The sequence below is a fragment of the Undibacterium sp. 14-3-2 genome, assembly GCF_016595265.1.
In the GTDB taxonomy this organism is placed as follows: domain Bacteria; phylum Pseudomonadota; class Gammaproteobacteria; order Burkholderiales; family Burkholderiaceae_D; genus Undibacterium; species Undibacterium aquatile.
The window spans coordinates 249,201-266,223 of sequence record NZ_JAENGS010000006.1 but is presented as its reverse complement, the minus strand read 5'-3'; the positions used below and the strand labels follow the sequence as shown (position 1 = coordinate 266,223).

Here is a 17,023-nt window from a genome sequence, read left to right as displayed (position 1 = left end):
ATCCTTGTGTCTTTCAGGGATACGGCTTTTATTTATTGTTTCTGTGATGTTGCCGCTGGCAGGTATTCCAGTTTCAATCCAACCGCAGTGCGAGCCGGGAAGCCTTTCCAATACGTATGCTCGGGCTTTTTGTTGCCACTTTCATCTGCGCTCCACTTTCCATCTCTGGCGTTTTCCGTCAGTGCGAGAAAAGCATCCATGCTGTCGTCATGTTTCAGATATTTCCCCAGAAATGCCGTGACAAAATGCTGGGAAATATTATTCATCCGGGTGTTATCCCACACTGCGTCGATATAACTTTCAGCCGGAATACGTTTCAGTGTCGGCACTGCCTGCCATGATTCCTTTGGGGCAGGAATTGGTGCGCCTGCGCTGTGATTGGCATTTTCAAATGTCAGCAGATAACGCCCTGTATTGATGCTGGATTCAAACAGATTACGCACACCGGGCGAATAACCAGAGACATCATCGGCACTGCCGGCAATATAAAAGAGCGGTGTTCTGATGGCGGCCAGGGCCTGCGTATCCCATAAGCCTGCATTCCAGCCCCAGGGGGCAAATGCGACTGCCGCTTTAATTCGTTTGTCGATGGATGCCAGGTAACGTGGATCATTTGCGGCGCGACTCTGTAGCGCGCCATTCGGCACGGTTGGTGCACTCACGCTTTTCGCGCTGACGCCGGCACCTAAACTGTTGAGCACACCGTAACCACCCATGGAATAGCCAATCAGCGCAGTGTTAGTTGCATCAATGATTCCTGTTAATTTCCCGGTTTTGTCCTGTTCGTTTAACAGTGCCATCTGATTTAATACGAATAACTGATCGAGGGAACGATTTAATAAAGTGCTGGAAAAATTTTTAAACTCATGAAACGTACTGTCGGTATGGTCGATGGCCACTACGACATAGCCTTTGCTGGCAAGGTTTTCTGTCAGGTGACTGAGCAGAAAGCGGTTCCCCGGATAACCATGAGAGACGATCACCAATGGAAATACACCTGCATTTTTTTCGGCAGCGGCATCACGTACTGCTTTCCCTGTCAATGTCACCTCTGTTTTTCCATCGCGTAAAAACGTGCGGAATGTTGTCGCCGATGGCGAGTGGTCAGCAGCGACGGCCGGATACCAGATTTCCAGTGTCAGCGGCCGGTTATAGCGAGGGATAGCCTCACCTGGTTTCGCATTCAGAATATCCAGTTGCCCCGGATTGCTGACCTGTAGTGTTGTGACGCCGACAGGATAGCGGCCATACGCAGCCAGTTCTGGTGCGTCTGGGCGGATCTGATCAATCCGGTTATCGATTGCAAAAGCTGGATTGATCTGGGCAAGGCAAACCGCCGCGGTAATCCCAGACAGGGCAATGCAGATGTGTTTTTTGAATGTCATATTTCTGGCAGTAAGCAAAAATGTTTTTACTCGAAATGCCCTGACTCAGGCGGAGTAAAGAGATGTTGAGTTTAAGTAATGCGTGATGCGGTAAATCGTCGGTAGTGACAATGCATGCTGCCATCCTTGTGAACAGCTATTCAGGATGGCAGCATGTGCTGAAGTAGTGATCTCAGACCGCAACCTCAGATGTGTTCAGAATTTCCAGCCATAAGCGACGCCAACTATATTTTCGCTGAGCGAGACATTGGCATTGCCAGCCCCAAAAGATGCGGGGATGGAATTACTGCCATTGACGGTCTTTTTGAAACCATGTGTATATGAAAAACTCAGCTCGCTGCCATTTGCCACTTTGTATGTAGCGCCCAGCGTCAGATGATCCTGCACTACTCCCGGTGCGAGAATATTGAAAAAAGTTTCGCTGGCAGGTACAGGCTGGCCGCCATGATTGTAGCCCGCACGCAGGGTCAGATCCTTGCGGTAATCATAGACTGCTCCCACTTTGACGACAGTGATGTCGCGCCAGCCAAAGCCTGCCCCTTTTTCAGAACCGAGTGGATTTCCAGCAAATAAATTTGCCAGAGGATTGGCGATAGAGCTGATGTCGCCATACTTGATCTGTTGCAGATCGGCTGCCAGCGTTAATTGCGGATGTACTTTGTATGCCAGGCCAATACCGTAATTTTCCGGAATGTCAAAACCACCACCTTGTGCGAACAGACCACGGTATTTTTCAAAATTACCGGTTTTGACTTTTGATGCCCATGTCGCGCCCAGTGTCAGCGCAGGAGTGATTTGTCCACTCCAGCCCAGGCGCAGTCCCCAACCAGTCGAACTGTCATTGCCATTGTCGGTCAGGTTTTTACTGTCGATAGAGGCAGATGAAAAAACACTGACTCCCTTCGCTGAAAAGCGTTGATAAGCAAAATTGATGGCAGCACCAAACGCATGCTGGTCATTGACTTTGTAAGCCAGCGAAGGCGAAATGAACAGCTGTTCCAGATTAACGCCAGCGCTGCCCTTACTGCCAAATCCGGCGTAAGGATTTTTGCCATAATCGGTATTCATGCCGCCATTGCCGTAAGCCGCAATACCAACACTGACATCCTGATTCAACTGTCTGGTGTAGCCCAATTCAGGCAGCCAGAAATTCTTTTTGTCATTCCCTTCGTAGCTGCCATTAACGCCGGGAACACCGTTTCCGGTTATGTCGGTGCTGCGGCTGGGACTAAACCAGCTGAGCCCGCCATCAATACGGTTTCCTGTCCACGCAATGCCTGCAGGATTGCTCGCCGCTGCCAGGCTATCTTGTGGTAACGCGATGCCCACACCGCCAGTGGCTTGAGTTCTGATACCGTAGCCATGAGAAAAATAGCCATCGGTAGCGAAGGCCGTGGATACCGTCAGCAGGCTCAATGCCAGCACGTTGAATTGTAATTTTGCGTGTTTCATAAAAGTCTCATTAGAGATGGAGCAGGCAGATTTCAGTCTGACCGCGCTCCTGGTTGCATGCGGTTTGATGTTCAAATGAGATTTAATCTTCGAAAGGAAAAGCGAGGAACGATTATTTTTAAATTTGCATATATGATTCAGCATCGGCTAATTTCTACGACGACTTCGTCACAGGTAAAACTGAGCAGCGCAATTTTCAGAAGAAAAAATGCGACAAAAATATCCGGAATTTTTGTCGCATAAAAAATACAAGATGCATTGAACTCAGTTATTTCGCATACCGGTTTTTCGGAAACGCCAGACCAAGGTGTTCGCGTAAAGTGGTTCCGGCATAACTGGTACGGAATAAGCCGCGTCTTTGCAATTCGGGTACAACCAACTCTGTGAAATCTTCCAGGCCGCCGGGCAGATATGGCGACATGATGTTGAATCCATCTGCTGCACCATTTTCAAACCAGAGCTGTATCTGGTCAGCGATGTGTTCCGGTGTGCCTATCAGTGTGAAGTGACCGCGCCCGCCAGCGATGCGCAAATACAGTTCACGTATCGTCAGATTTTCACCCTGAGCGAGCTGTGTCAGTAATTTTTGGCGGCTTTGCTGACCGTTATCTGTGAGCGGTAATTCCGGCAATGGTTCATCGACAGGATAAGGTGTCAGGTCGAAATTACCTATCATTCTTCCCAGCAGGGCGATGCCATCTTCCGGCGTGACCAGATCTTGCAGCAGCTGGAATTTCCGTTGTGCTTCTTCCTGTGTTTTTGCAACGACAGGAAACAGACCCGGCATGATTTTCAAGTCGTCACGATGACGTCCGGCTTTTTCCACTCGTGCTTTCAGATCCTGATAAAAGGCTTGCGCTGAGGCGAGTGTGGGATGCGCAGTGAAAACCACGTCGGCAGTTTCAGCGGCCAGATTTTTTCCGGTTTCCGAGCCGCCCGCCTGCACGGTAATCGGCTTTCCCTGCGGGCTGCGGCTGACATTGAGCGGTCCTGCGACAGAAAAGTGTTTGCCGTGATGCTGCAAGGTATGCAGTTTTTGCGGATCAAACTGGATAGCAGTTTGCTTATCGTTCAGAATCGCATCATCTTCCCAGCTATCCCACAAACCTTGTACTACCTGATGAAATTCCTTTGCCCGTTCATAGCGCTCTGCATGTCCTACATGTTCTGTGCGGCCAAAATTAGCTGCTTCGGCGGCATTATCCGAGGTCACCAGATTCCAGCCCGCACGACCTCTGGAAATTCTGTCCAGTGAAGCGAATTTGCGGGCAACATGATAAGGCTCATTGTATGTTGTAGTGGCGGTGCCTATCAGTCCTATGCGATCGGTAACGGCGGCAATCGCAGAGAGCAAGGTCAATGGCTCCAGTCCGCCGACGCCGCTGGTCAGCGCAACGCTGTCGGCGAAAAAGACAGCGTCGAAGCAGGCACGTTCCGCAGTTTTTGCCAGATGCTGGTACAGCCTGAGCGGGTCTGTGCCGGTATCGGCCTGCGGATGCCGCCAGGCGGCAACATGATGTCCGTTATGAAGTAAAAAAGCGCCGAGTTTCAGTTCGCGTTTTGTCATGATCTCAGAAATCCTTTCTGGCCGTGATGCCGAAATAGCGTTGATCGTCGCGGGGGACTGCACGGGTGACGTAGCCGCTGCCGTTGACCAGATTCGTCGCGTAACTCTTATCGCCCAGATTTTTTCCTATCAATGCAATTCGCCAGCCATTGTCGGATGAGGATAAGGCGATGCTTGCATTAATCAAACCGACGCTACCCTGTATCGTGTTAACCGACTGGAATAAGTCGTACTGCACTTTGCTTTGCCAGCTGTAGTCGGCAGACAGCTCCAGATGCAAGCCATTGGCCAGTGGAATGCCATAGCTGGCACGGCTGAAGCTTTTCCATTTAGGTGAGAACGGTAAGGTCTGACCATTCAGCGTGCAGGAGGCCGCGGCTGCCGCAGGGCAGTTGAACTGATCAATTCTGGCGTCGATATAGGCCAGTGATGTACTCAGATTTAAACGGGAAACAGGGCGCGCTTCAACGTCAATTTCTACACCACGCGTCGATACTTCGCCCGCATTGATCAGACGGGTGACAACTGCACCGGCGACAGTGTCATAAAAATTCGCCTGATAGTTTTTATAGTTGGTCTGGAATGCGGCCAGATTCACACTCAGCTTTTTATCGAAACCGATCGCCTTGATGCCGATTTCATAGGAGTCAGATGTTTCCGGTTTCAGCGCGAGCGTGTCGCGATTGAGCATGTTGAAGAATACATTGTAAGCAGGGCCTTTGTAGCCACGCGACACGGTTGCATACGTGCTGATGTCTTTGCTCAGATCATATTGCAAGCCTGTGCGGCCGGACCATGCACTTTCGGACGTTGATCCGGCATTGTTGGTGGCCGGTTGTACGCCGGCAAATGCTGTTGTCTGCGTTGAGGTGCGGGCATGGTTGTAAGAAAGCTCGTCACGTGTCCAGCGCGCGCCGGCAATCGCTTTCAATCCATCGCTGATCACGTAGTTGCCTTCGCCGAACAGGGAATAGCTATCGCTCGTAACACTATACGGTGCAAAACCGGAATTGATCGACGTTGCTGACGTCGTGACGATGCGTTGATAAGTTTCCTCATCTTTGCCATGCAGATAATAAGCACCGAGAACGTAATCGACGATGCTGTCTTTAGGTGAGGCCAGCCGTAATTCCTGTGAAAACTGGCGATAGTGCAGCGTGCCGATATCACGGGTCGCCGGAAAAGCCGTGCTGATACGACTGAGATCAGCGCTGTTGCCGATGGCCGATGTGGTCGTGTGCTGTTCATTGTCCCACTGACGTGCTGCGGTGATGGAGGTGAGTGTGTAACCCTGGTTGCGCCAGTCAATTTGCGCGGAAATCCCTTTGTTGAAATCGCTGATATCACTTGGAATATCGGTGCGGATCTGGCGATTTTCAGTGCTTGCGATCACTGGTGCAATCGCTTGTGAAAACGGTGCGCTGGTGGATTTGTAAGCGACAAATGTCGGTGAACTGTTTGAACGCAGATAGTCGGCAACCAGCGTGATATCAAGGTCGCTGTTCGGCGTTACCAGTACTTTCGCACGTAAGCCCTGACGGTCGAATCCATTCACCTTATTACCGCTGGTGACGTTATCGACATTACCGTCATATTTCGTGTCCAGCGCAGTCAGCGAGGCGCGTACTGTTTCCGGTACCAGCGTGCCGGAAACACCTGCCCGTAAGCGCCTTTCATTACCTTCAAAATACGAGGCGTCAATGAAGCCGGCAGTGTCTTTGCCAGGTTTGCGGCTGACGACATTGAGCACACCCGAAGACGCATTTTTGCCAAACAAGGTGCCCTGCGGGCCACGCAATATTTCGATGCGGTCGATGTCGAGTAAGTCCAGTGTTGCCTGCCCAGGGCGGGCAAAGACGACACCATCCACGACGGTGGAAACAGTCGGTTCGACGCCGGGTGACGTGGAAATCGTGCCTATCCCGCGGACGAAGATAGTGCTGTCTTTATTGCCGCCTTGCTGACGGAAATTCACACTCGGTAATTCTGCGGCAATACTGTCGATGCTGTTGCGATTCGCTTGTTCAAGCAGGTCGCCGTTGAGTACCGATACAGCGACAGGCACCGAACGTAAACTCGCTTCCCTGCGTGTGGCTGTCACTGTGACTGATGGCAGACCCGCCTGATCGTCACTTGCCGGAGGTGCCGCATTTTCAGCAGCAGCGGTGCTGATGGAAATTGCGGCAATGCTCAGCAAGCTGCCTAGTTGCTGAGCACGGCGACGCTGCAATAATTTGTTTTTTGTATTGATCTTCATGGTCGTCCTTTAATCCCTCAATCTTGGTAAATGCCATTCTGCAAAGCGCTGCTGCGTTGACGATCTGCGTGCTCATCCTTTTCGTGTGTGATAACAGCAGTCTTACTGTGCAACGGCCTCTTAGTTGAATCGGTAATAAGCAACGAAGGAAATGCGACTTCGCTGCTGCCATCGGTGCTGTTAGAATTTGCATGGTACCGATACCATTTTTAGTTTCTTTGATGGCGATATCCAAGTCAAAGAATTAAAACAAGCATCTAAATGTCTTTTGAGAATATGCAGAAATGACGCAGGAAAACGGAACCCGAAAACGACGTGGCTCAGGCCGCGCGACCATACACGATGTCGCTAAAGCTGCTGGCGTCGGCTCAATTACCGTGTCACGCTATTTCAAGCAACCCGACACGGTATCGGCGGCATTGCGAGAACGCATCCGCAGTGCAGTCAGCGCTTTGAACTACGTGCCGAATCTGGTGGCGGGAGGTCTGGCTTCGACCCACGGGCGGATTATCGGCATGGTGATACCGAATATTTCCGGCCCGATTTTTGCCAATACCATACAGAGTTTCAGTGATGTGCTGACAGCGCATGGCTATCAGCTGTTGCTGGCATCGAGCTATTTTTCTGAAGCACAGGAAGAAAGCGCAGTACGTACTTTTCTGGGATGGTCGCCAGCGGCGCTGGCGGTCACCAGTCAGTATCACAGCAAGGCAACCGGGCAATTACTGGCGTCAGCCAATATCCCCGTAGTTGAAACCTGGGATTACGCACCGCGGCGCAAACATATACAAGTCGGTTTTTCGCATACAGAAGTAGGGCGTCAGGCTGCCCGTTATTTGCTGGGCAAAGGATATCGCCGGATTGCGTTCGTACAAAACAGCGTGGCGAGCGATGAAAGTGCAATCGACCGGCGTGATGGATACGCTGAAGTGATGCGTGAGCATGGCTTGAAGCCCTGGATGTTTATACCAACCGCGGCCACACCATTTGAGGCAGGAAAGCAGGCAATGGAAGCGCTGGCCTTACGTCAGCGCGGGGCGGCAGAAGCGATTATTTTTGCTAACGACAATCTGGCGGCATCAGCGATTCTTGCCGGGCAACGCGCAGGTATACGCATGCCGGAACAATGTGCGATCGTTGGTTTTGGTGACTATGCCATGTCCTCCATGTTGCTGCCGAGTCTGACGACGATACGGCCACCGGCGAAAGAAATTGGTGAGATTGCCGCCCTCAGAATTCTGGAAAGTCTGGGCGAAATTCCTTTATCCGGGCGTTTACAAAGATTGAATTTGCTGGCTTGTGAATTAGTGGAACGCGAAAGCGCCTGAGCGATAGGCTTACAACTGAGTGGCACAAGCAAGTGTCACAAATGAGAAAGAGACATCATGAAAAAATTAGTGAAGCTGAGTCTGTTTTTATACAGCCTGCTCCTCACCGTTACTGCTGCCGCGGACGATAAAGTGATAGGCATCGGCTTTCAGAAAGGCAGCGGTTTGCTGTCTGTGTTGAAAGCGCAGGGAACATTGGAAAAATCGCTGAGTGTGCAGCAGCTCAAGGTGAAATGGATAGAGTTTCCAGCCGGGCCGCAATTGCTGGAGGCTTTACATGCGGGGAATGTGGATTTTGGTCTGACTGGCGCACCACCGCCGATTTTTGCACAAGCGGCCGGGGTCGATTTACTCTATGTCGGTGCTGAACCCGCGTCGCCATCTGCTGAAGCGATAGTGGTCGCTAAGGATTCTCCATTAAAAACGGTGGTTCAGCTAAGAGGAAAAAAAGTCGCCTTTCAAAAAGGCTCCAGTTCAAATTTGCTGGTGTTAGCGGCACTGCGCAAAGCGGGTCTGAGCATGCAGGATATTCAGCCCGTCTATCTTGCACCGGCAGATGCGAGAGCGGCGTTTGTGAGTGGCAGTATCGATGCGTGGGTCATCTGGGACCCTTATCTGGCAGCGGTTCAGCACAGTTTGCCAGTTAGGGTGCTGGCTGACCATCAAGGCTTGTTGCCGGCGAATAGTTTTTATGAAGCCTCCCGTCGCCTTGCGGAAAAATCGCCAGCCGCGCTGAATATCATTCTGAACCAGTTGGCGCAGACCGGTGCTTGGGCGCGAGCGAACCCACAATTATTGGCTGGTATCATCGTGTCGCAATTAGGGTTGCCGCCCGCCGTTATCGAAACCTGGCAGGCGCGCAGTCGCTATGGGGTTGTGCCTGTCAGTGCAGATATTGTTGCGCGTCAGCAGGAAATCGCCGATCTGTTTTATCAAAATAAGCTCGTCCCCAAACCTGTCAATATCCGCCAGCAAGTGTGGCTGTGGAATCCCAAATAATCAGGCGTGTTTTTGTATTTCTTTTATATTTTTTGTATTAACATCAGGCGGGTTTAGTCGTTTTTTTAATTTCTTCCGGAGCCTGTCTATGTCTTCACGTCGTACTGTTGTTGCCCCCTGCATTTTTGCCGGAACCATGCTTGCCGTGTTGAGCTTTGCGTTTCCAGCGCTGGCTAAAGATTTGCCAGTCAAATCGGCGAAGACCATGCCGGAACTGATCAAGGCATCATCGCCTGCAGACTGGCGTGCGCTGAATCCGGAAAGCACCTTGTATCTTGAATTGGAAAAAGGCCGTGTCGTGATCGAGCTGGCACCGGATTTCGCTCCGCAACATGCGGCGAATATCAAGACACTGATACGCGAAGGTTATTTCGATGGTTTAGCCATTGTGCGTTCGCAGGAAAATTATGTCGTGCAATGGGCGGACCCGGATGAAAAGCGCGAACTGAAGACCGCGAAAAAAAATCTGGAACCGGAATTTACAGTGCCTTATTCTTCACAATTGCCATTCACCCGTTTGCCGGATGCAGATGGTTATGCGCCGCAGGTGGGACATGCGAATGGCTTTGCCGCAGGCAGAGATCCTAAGATGGGCAAAGCGTGGCTGGCACATTGCTATGCCAGCGTTGGTGTCGCACGCGGGAATGAATCGAATAGCGGTAGCGGCACATCTTTGTATGTGGTGACCGGCCATGCACCACGTCAGTTAGACAGAAATATCACGGTAGTCGGGCGCGTCATGCAGGGCATGGAATTGCTGACCACGTTGCCACGCGGCACAGGTGCTCTGGGCTTTTATGAAAAGCCGGAGCAACGCACACCGATCGTCGCAATGAAAGTGGCTGCTGATGTGCCGGAAGCAGAACGCAGCAAACTGGAAATCATTCGTACTGAATCTGCGACGTTTAAAGCGATTGTCGCAGCGCAGAGAAATCGCGGCGGTGAATGGTATAAAGTCCCTGCCGGATATATAGATTTATGCAATGTGCCTTTACCGGTAAGGCAGCAAAAAAACTGAAAAAGTACTGAAGTTTTTCTTGCTGTTGAACTGTTTCAGTCAGTATCCACAAATAAAAAAAAGCACATTGGATGTGCTTTTTTTTATTGCGAGGGGAAATTCAGTTTGGCACTGGCGTATTTTTTTCTGCCTTATTTTCTGTCGCCGCGCCCGCCGGTTTTCTGAGTGCATCCAGACCTGGCGGGTTGGCATTGAACCACAGCCACCCAGTATCGATAGCACGATGTCTGAGACTCCATTGATTGAAACTGGCACGTACAAGTATCACAGACAATAAGCAGATAGACAGCGCGCAGACAATACCGAAGGCGTATAACAGGACTTTCCAGTACGGCACACCAGGTGCCGCACTTTGCGCAAACATCAGAATAATGCCTGTGAGTGCAAACAGACAAATCAGGGACTTGCTCAGGGTAGATTGCAATCGCAGCACGTTGATACTCCTTAAGTTAGTTGAACAAACTTAGTTCTCAATTCCCGGGAAAAATTTAACGATCAACAGAGGCATCAATTTACCCAAGATGAGAAAAAGACCTGAGCTTGCGCCCATCAATAAAATACTTAAAGCCATTTGCGCGCCGCCAGCCGAAGGGGGAATATACGAACGTATCACGAACCAGCATATTCCAGACATCGACAGACTAAGAATGCCGATTGTTAGTTGAAACCATTTGCGAAGTTCGATTGGCATTGATTTTTCCATGGTGGAAATTTTCATTTGAAATGCAGCTAAGTCAGGTTATATCAGTAGTATCAATAAAACAAGTGCAAAATGTACTGGCTATTTCATATATTGATCAGTGATCACATCCAGAGTTTTATCCTTTTTCATTTCTTCCATGGCTTTATTGAAGGCGGTGATGATCCTGGAATAATCCTTTTTCTTATTGAATGCCAGATAGCTAGGGACAGATTCAACACTGGGACTCAGTTCTCTGACTTTGTCCGCTACGCCCGCTTTTTTGGCGGCGCTCAGAAATACATCCCGATAACTCGGCGCCAGGTCAAAGCGTTCTGCTGCCAGCATCTTGACCAAGGAATCTATGCTGGTTGTTTTGCTGACGTTACTCCACGCACCTGTATTGATCATGCCATCAATTTTTTCGCCGTAACTGGTGCTCTGAATGACACCGATTTTTACCGGTGCTAATTTTGATAAGTCGCCGTCAAACTGGATAGTGGAGTTTGTGCGAACGAACAGCGCTTCAATCTGGGTCATGACAGGGATGGCGGTGAAGCTTAGAAATACTTCACGCTCGGGGGATTTGAACGAAGAAAATACGCCATCAACGGTGCCATCGCGCGCTTCGGAAAGGCAACGCGCCCACGGTTTTAATTCTATTCTGATTGGATAGCCAGCACGGCGGAACGCCTCTGTAACGATATCGACCAATAGCCCTGCTGGTTTGCCATTTTCAATATAGGCCGTTGGCCGGCTATCTGCCGCGGCCAGAACCAGCATCTCGGCCTTTACTGGCCGGATTGCGGAAACAGCGAGCAAGGAAATAAAAAAAAACGCCAGAAGCCGGTGCGTCCATTTTGCATTGGTATCAGTTTTCTGATGCATCTGATGGCGCTCCTCAGTGGCTAAGGATCTGGTTTGGTCTGACAAAAAAACGCGCAGGCATCTATCAAAGAACAGAGACTGACAGCATTTGCCAACGATTTTTAATATAACTTTTGAAACATCCTACCTCAAAAAAGCTTGATCAATTTTATTGATGGAACGGAACGGGCAGGCGTATCGGTGCCAGTACGTCTGCCCGCAAGAGCGTTTGCATTGATGTGCGTAGTATCACTGCGCCGGATTATGGCTCTCCGCGTGGATTTTTTCTATCGCGGCAATCAGCTCATCGCTGAGTTCGACTTCGTAAGCATCAATATTTTCTTTGAGTTGTTTCAGGCTGGTCGCACCGATAATGGTGCTGGCGACGAACCAGCGTGAATAACACCAGGCGAGCGCGAGTTGGGTTGGCGTCAGGGCATTCGCGCGTGCCAGATCGGCGTAGCGTTTTGCCGTTTCTAATACCAACGGACGGGTGTAACGCGGGCTCCAGCTGGGCGGGAACAAGGTTAGCCTGCCGTGAGCATTGAGGTCATCGGCATATTTGCCGGTCAGCTGGCCGAATGCCAGCGGGCTGTAGGCGAGCAGGCCGACATTGTCGCGGAAGCAGGTTTCATCCAGCCCTTGTTCATAGGCACGGTTCATCAGGTGATAAGCATTCTGTATCGAAGCGATGCGTGGGGCGTTTTGTTTTTCTGCCTGATGGATAAATTCGCTGACACCCCAGGAGGTTTCATTCGAGACGCCGATGGCGCGGATTTTTCCGGCTTTGACCAGTTCATCCAGTACGCTCAGTGTCTCTGCAATTGCGGTATGCGGGCGTTCCAGCGCCGGGTCAAATTGTTTTTGTCCGAAGATAGGCGCGTTACGACTCGGCCAGTGCAACTGATATAAATCGATGTAATCGGTTTGCAGCCGTTTGAGGCTGGCGTCAACCGCGGCGCGGATATTGGCCGCATTCAGATCATTGTGGCCGTTACGTATCCATGGCATGCCACGGGCAGGACCAGCGACTTTGGTGGCGAGAATAATATCGCGGCGTTTGCCGGATTTTTTGAGCCAGCTGCCGATGTATTGTTCAGTTTTTCCTTGCGTTTCGGCGCGCGGCATGACCGGATACATTTCTGCCGTGTCGATAAAATTGATGCCGCGTTCTAAAGCGTAATCGAGTTGACTGTGCGCTTCTGCTTCGGTGTTTTGTTCACCGAATGTCATGGTGCCGAGGCAGATTTTAGACACTTTTAATTCACTGTTGCCGAGGTGTGTTGTTTGCATTTTTTCTCTCAACGATCATTCATCAGACATTGTTCCAGCATTTTTAAATTAATACGAGCGTACGTTGTGCAACGCTGCGGCACATTCCCTGATCAGCGCCGGGCCTTGATAAATCAGGCCGGAATACAGTTGTACCAATGAAGCGCCTGCCTGTATTTTCGTCACTGCATCCTCGCCGGAAAAAATGCCGCCGACGCCGATGATGGGCAATTCTTCACCGAGTTCTGCTTTCAGTGCGCGGATCACGCGATTCGATAATTCAAACACGGGTTTGCCTGATAAACCGCCAGCTTCTTCTGCATGGGGCAGACCTTGCACCGCATCGCGGGTGATCGTGGTATTGGTGGCGATGACGCCATCCATCTTGTGACGCAACAGCGCGTCGGCGATGGTTTTGATTTGCTCGGCATCGATATCCGGTGCAATTTTCAGCGCCACCGGCACATAGCGTTTGTGTTGATCCGCCAGACGTTGCTGGGCGTCTTTCAGTTGCGACAGCAAGCTGTCTAGCTCGCCCGCACCTTGCAGTTGGCGCAGGTTTTTGGTGTTCGGTGACGAAATATTCACCGTCACATAACTCGCGTACGGATACACTTTTTGCAGGCAGTGCAGATAATCTTCGGCGGCACGTTCTATCGGCGTGTCGGCGTTTTTGCCGATGTTCAGGCCGAGCACGCCTTGCTTTTCCTGATAAAAGCGCGATGACTGCACATTGTTGACGAATGCATCAACGCCGCCGTTATTAAATCCCATGCGGTTGATGATCGCTTCTGCTTTTGGCAGGCGGAACATGCGTGGCTGCGGATTACCCGGCTGCGCACGCGGCGTGACGGTGCCGATTTCTATCGAGCCAAAACCGAGCGCCGCCAGCCCGTCGATGTAGGCGCCGTCTTTGTCCAATCCCGCCGCCAGCCCGACAGGATTCGGGAAATGCACCCCCATGACAGTACGCACATCGGTGGCTGGTTTGCTGATTAAGCCTCCAAGACCGAGATTACAGAGTCCGCGCAGGGCAGGCAAGGCAAAGTGGTGGGCGGCTTCCGGTTCCATTGCGAACAGTAGCGGACGTGCCAGCGAGTAAAGTAAGTTATTTGCCATGATATTTATAAAAAATTGGGGGTATATAAGAAAAAAGCCGAATTGTCAGCGTAAATAGTGGGCTTTAAAAAATACTGGGGGGAGTATATTTGAGCTGTTTTTCCGTATTTTGATCTGTTTTCAGATGATTCTCAGACTGATTACGCCGCCAGCGTTTGCCAGTGCCCATGCATCAGCGCGTCAAGCGGCCTGAAATTGGTTTTGTAAGCCATCTTGGCGCTGGCGGCAATCCAGTAGCCAAGGTAAACGTAGGGTAGTTTTAATTCTTTGCTCTGCCGTATTTGCCACAAGACGTTGTAGGTGCCATACGAGGCGGCTGCTTCATCCGGTTCAAAAAACGTGTAGACAGAAGACAAGCCGTCGCTCAGTACATCGATGATGCTGACCATTTTCAGCACGTTGTGTTCATCGCGGAATTCAACCAGTCGTGTATTGACCCGGCTTTGCAACAGGAACTGCGCGTATTGTTCACGGCTATCTGTATCCATGCCGCCGCCAGCATGACGCTGATTCTGGTAGCGCTGATACAGTTCATATTGCTCGTGTGAATACGTGAGTGTCGTGATGCGCGGTACCAGGTTGGCGTGTTTTTTCCATGCCCGACGCTGGCTGCGGTTTTCGTTGAACTCATCGACCCGCACTCTGACTGGGGTGCAGGCATTGCAGGCATCGCAATGTGGTCGGTAAATAAAAATACCGCTACGCCGGAAACCTTTTCTGACCAATTCTGAATAAGTGTCTGCATTGATCAGATGCGCCGGCGTTGCTACTTGCGAACGCGCCTCCAGTCCTTCCAGATAGCTGCAAGGGTAGGGCGCGGTTGCATAAAACTGTATGCTGGCAAAAGGAAGTTCGTTGAGTTGCGTCACGGTGATTTACTTTGCTGTCATTGATATAGCGCCCTCAGCGGTTGCCATTCCTTGATCATCGGTTGTGTGGTTGCCTGTGCTATCCATTGGATAAAGTCGGCACGGGCGATAGGTTTCGCGCCTAGTGAAGCCAGGTGCGCTGTCTCTTGCTGGCAGTCTATCATTTTCACCCCGTGTTCACGTAAGAAAAATACCAGATGACTCAGCGCAATTTTGGAGGCATTCGATACCCGCGCAAACATGGATTCGCCATAAAACATGCGACCGATGCAAACGCCGTAAGCACCGCCGACTAACTCACCATCGAGCCAGACTTCGGATGAATGTGCATAGCCTAGCTGATGCAGGCCGCAGTAGCCCGCCACGATGTCTTCGGAAATCCAGGTGCCGTTGCCATCTTTGCGCGGTGCAGCGCAGGCGCGCATGACTTGTTCAAAGGCTGAGTCAAAACGAATTTCCCAGCGGGTATCGGTACGGATTTTTTTTAAACTTTTTTTCAGACTGTCTGAAATTCTGAAGTCAGACGTTTGCAGCACCATGCGCGGGTCGGTGGACCACCACAATATCGGCTGGCCTTCAGAAAACCACGGAAAAATACCTTGTTTGTATGCCATCAAAAGGCGCTGCGGCGACAGATCGGCACCTGCCGCAAGCAGACCTGCAGCACCATCGCGATCGGTGAGTGCCGTCGCCGGGTCTGGAAAGGGCGATTCCGCTTCTAACCAGGGAATCATTGTGATCCTTTCTGGTATTGCACTAAAACAGCGCTTTTTATGAGTGCAAAATGCCTGTGCATGGTGCGTGTTAAATTGATATTATCCATAAAATTCAATAACTTAAGATGTTTGCACCAAATTGGAATATTTATTGCTTTATCTGTGTGAAACTAATTAAGAAGTGCACACTTAAGGGGAGGTATCAGCATGAACGTACAAATAGATGGCGCCAATGCTTTGTTTATTTTGCTTGGCGCAATCATGATTCTAGCAATGCATGCGGGATTTGCGTTTCTGGAGTTAGGTACCGTGCGTAAAAAAAACCAGGTCAATGCGCTGGTGAAGATTATTGTCGATTTTGCGGTATCGACGATTGCTTATTTCTTTGTCGGTTACAGCATCGCTTATGGTATCCAGTTTTATTCTGGCGCCGAAGTGCTGGTGGCAAAAAATGGTTTTGAGCTGGTGAAGTTTTTCTTTTTACTGACCTTTGCAGCGGCGATACCGGCGATTATTTCCGGTGGTATCGCTGAGCGCGCCAAGTTTTATCCGCAATTGATTGCGACTGCGGTACTGGTTGGTGTTTTATATCCTCTGTTTGAAGGCATCGCCTGGAATCATCGCTTCGGCATTCAGGACTGGCTGAAAGCGGCTTTTTCTGAGGAGTTTCATGATTTTGCCGGTTCTGTGGTGGTGCACGCTTTTGGCGGATGGGTCGCGTTGCCTGCGGTGTTGCTGCTTGGCGCGCGTCGTGGCCGGTATATGAAAAATGGTGCGATCTCAGCGCATCCGCCTTCCAGTATTCCTTTTCTGGCGCTGGGCGCGTGGATATTAACGGTGGGCTGGTTCGGCTTCAACGTCATGAGCGCGCAGACACTGGATAAGATGAATGGCCTGGTGGCGATTAATTCCCTGATGGCGATGGTGGGCGGTACGCTGGTCGCTTTGCTGATGGGGAAAAATGATCCCGGCTTTGTGTATAACGGCCCACTGGCCGGGCTGGTCGCGGTTTGCGCCGGCTCTGATCTGATGCATCCTTTGGGGGCGTTGATCACTGGCGGTGTGGCCGGTGCTATTTTTGTCTGGATGTTTACCTGGACGCAAAATAAGTGGAAGGTGGATGATGTGCTCGGCGTCTGGCCTTTGCATGGCTTGTGCGGGGCGTGGGGCGGAATTGCTGCCGGGATTTTTGGTCAGAAAATGCTGGGTGGACTGGGCGGCGTCAGTTTATTATCGCAAGTCTTTGGTACCGTGCTCGGCATTGTGATTGCGTTTTCCGGTGGTTATGCGATTTATGGTTTGCTGAAAAAAACTATGGGCATACGTCTGGATCCTGAGCAGGAATTTGAAGGTGCTGATTTGTCGATCCATAAAATTTCATCGACGGCAGAGCGCGAATCCAGTTGGTGATTTCGGTTGAAATTCGTTGCGAAATTGGCTGGACATCAACAAAATTAATAATGTGTGGTTATTAATAATGTGTGGTTAATAAAAA

The 17,023-nt window shown here is 50.7% G+C and carries 15 protein-coding genes; 4 read left to right on the top strand and 11 right to left on the bottom strand.

Annotation, left to right across the window (positions count from 1 at the left end; translation table 11 throughout):
- Positions 1–32: 32 nt before the first annotated feature.
- The 4 genes from Undi14_RS14785 to Undi14_RS14770 form a co-directional block, all read right to left on the bottom strand.
- Positions 33–1,385 (bottom strand): dienelactone hydrolase, encoded by a 1,353-nt coding sequence (locus Undi14_RS14785; protein ID WP_200181172.1) that lies wholly within the window; start codon positions 1,383–1,385, stop codon positions 33–35.
- 195 nt (positions 1,386–1,580) lie between these two features.
- A complete protein-coding gene (locus tag Undi14_RS14780) occupies positions 1,581–2,837 on the bottom strand; it encodes an OmpP1/FadL family transporter (RefSeq protein ID WP_200181170.1) in 1,257 nt (418 codons plus the stop codon).
- Between the two features lie 268 nt (positions 2,838–3,105).
- Positions 3,106–4,404 (bottom strand): LLM class flavin-dependent oxidoreductase, encoded by a 1,299-nt coding sequence (locus tag Undi14_RS14775; protein ID WP_200181168.1) that lies wholly within the window; start codon positions 4,402–4,404, stop codon positions 3,106–3,108.
- Positions 4,405–4,408: 4 nt separating this feature from the next.
- Complete coding sequence (locus Undi14_RS14770) at positions 4,409–6,661, bottom strand: TonB-dependent receptor (RefSeq protein WP_200181167.1); 2,253 nt, start codon at positions 6,659–6,661, stop codon at positions 4,409–4,411.
- Between the two features lie 284 nt (positions 6,662–6,945).
- Between Undi14_RS14770 and Undi14_RS14765 the strand changes: the two genes are divergently transcribed.
- From Undi14_RS14765 to Undi14_RS14755, 3 genes are all read left to right on the top strand, one after another.
- Complete coding sequence (locus tag Undi14_RS14765) at positions 6,946–7,989, top strand: LacI family DNA-binding transcriptional regulator (RefSeq protein ID WP_200181166.1); 1,044 nt, start codon at positions 6,946–6,948, stop codon at positions 7,987–7,989.
- A 57-nt stretch (positions 7,990–8,046) separates the two neighbouring features.
- Entirely contained in the window at positions 8,047–8,988 is a 942-nt protein-coding gene (locus Undi14_RS14760; protein ID WP_200181165.1) for an aliphatic sulfonate ABC transporter substrate-binding protein, read from the top strand.
- Positions 8,989–9,076: 88 nt separating this feature from the next.
- Positions 9,077–10,006 carry a peptidylprolyl isomerase gene (locus tag Undi14_RS14755; RefSeq protein WP_200181164.1) on the top strand — a complete coding sequence of 310 codons (930 nt, stop codon included), beginning with the start codon at positions 9,077–9,079 and terminating at the stop codon, positions 10,004–10,006.
- A 100-nt stretch (positions 10,007–10,106) separates the two neighbouring features.
- On the opposite strand, the gene Undi14_RS14750 is transcribed toward Undi14_RS14755, so the two are convergent.
- From Undi14_RS14750 to aat, 7 genes are all read right to left on the bottom strand, one after another.
- Positions 10,107–10,439: a hypothetical protein gene (locus Undi14_RS14750; protein ID WP_200181163.1), complete on the bottom strand. Its 333-nt coding sequence runs from the start codon at positions 10,437–10,439 to the stop codon at positions 10,107–10,109.
- Between the two features lie 30 nt (positions 10,440–10,469).
- Positions 10,470–10,724: a hypothetical protein gene (locus Undi14_RS14745; RefSeq protein ID WP_200181161.1), complete on the bottom strand. Its 255-nt coding sequence runs from the start codon at positions 10,722–10,724 to the stop codon at positions 10,470–10,472.
- Positions 10,725–10,787: 63 nt separating this feature from the next.
- Positions 10,788–11,573 carry an ABC transporter substrate-binding protein gene (locus tag Undi14_RS14740; protein WP_234030617.1) on the bottom strand — a complete coding sequence of 262 codons (786 nt, stop codon included), beginning with the start codon at positions 11,571–11,573 and terminating at the stop codon, positions 10,788–10,790.
- A gap of 228 nt (positions 11,574–11,801) precedes the next feature.
- On the bottom strand, positions 11,802–12,845 hold the full coding sequence (locus tag Undi14_RS14735) for an aldo/keto reductase (RefSeq protein ID WP_200181159.1): 1,044 nt from the start codon (positions 12,843–12,845) through the stop codon (positions 11,802–11,804).
- 48 nt (positions 12,846–12,893) lie between these two features.
- The gene (locus Undi14_RS14730) at positions 12,894–13,943 is read right to left on the bottom strand and encodes a quinone-dependent dihydroorotate dehydrogenase (protein ID WP_200181157.1); all 1,050 of its coding nucleotides are present in this window, start codon (positions 13,941–13,943) and stop codon (positions 12,894–12,896) included.
- Positions 13,944–14,083: 140 nt separating this feature from the next.
- A complete protein-coding gene (locus Undi14_RS14725) occupies positions 14,084–14,812 on the bottom strand; it encodes an arginyltransferase (protein ID WP_200181155.1) in 729 nt (242 codons plus the stop codon).
- Positions 14,813–14,829: 17 nt separating this feature from the next.
- Positions 14,830–15,546 (bottom strand): leucyl/phenylalanyl-tRNA--protein transferase, encoded by a 717-nt coding sequence (gene aat / locus Undi14_RS14720; RefSeq protein ID WP_200181154.1) that lies wholly within the window; start codon positions 15,544–15,546, stop codon positions 14,830–14,832.
- A 189-nt stretch (positions 15,547–15,735) separates the two neighbouring features.
- On the opposite strand from aat, the gene Undi14_RS14715 reads away from it, so the two are divergent.
- The gene (locus Undi14_RS14715) at positions 15,736–16,938 is read left to right on the top strand and encodes an ammonium transporter (RefSeq protein ID WP_200181153.1); all 1,203 of its coding nucleotides are present in this window, start codon (positions 15,736–15,738) and stop codon (positions 16,936–16,938) included.
- Positions 16,939–17,023: the final 85 nt, after the last annotated feature.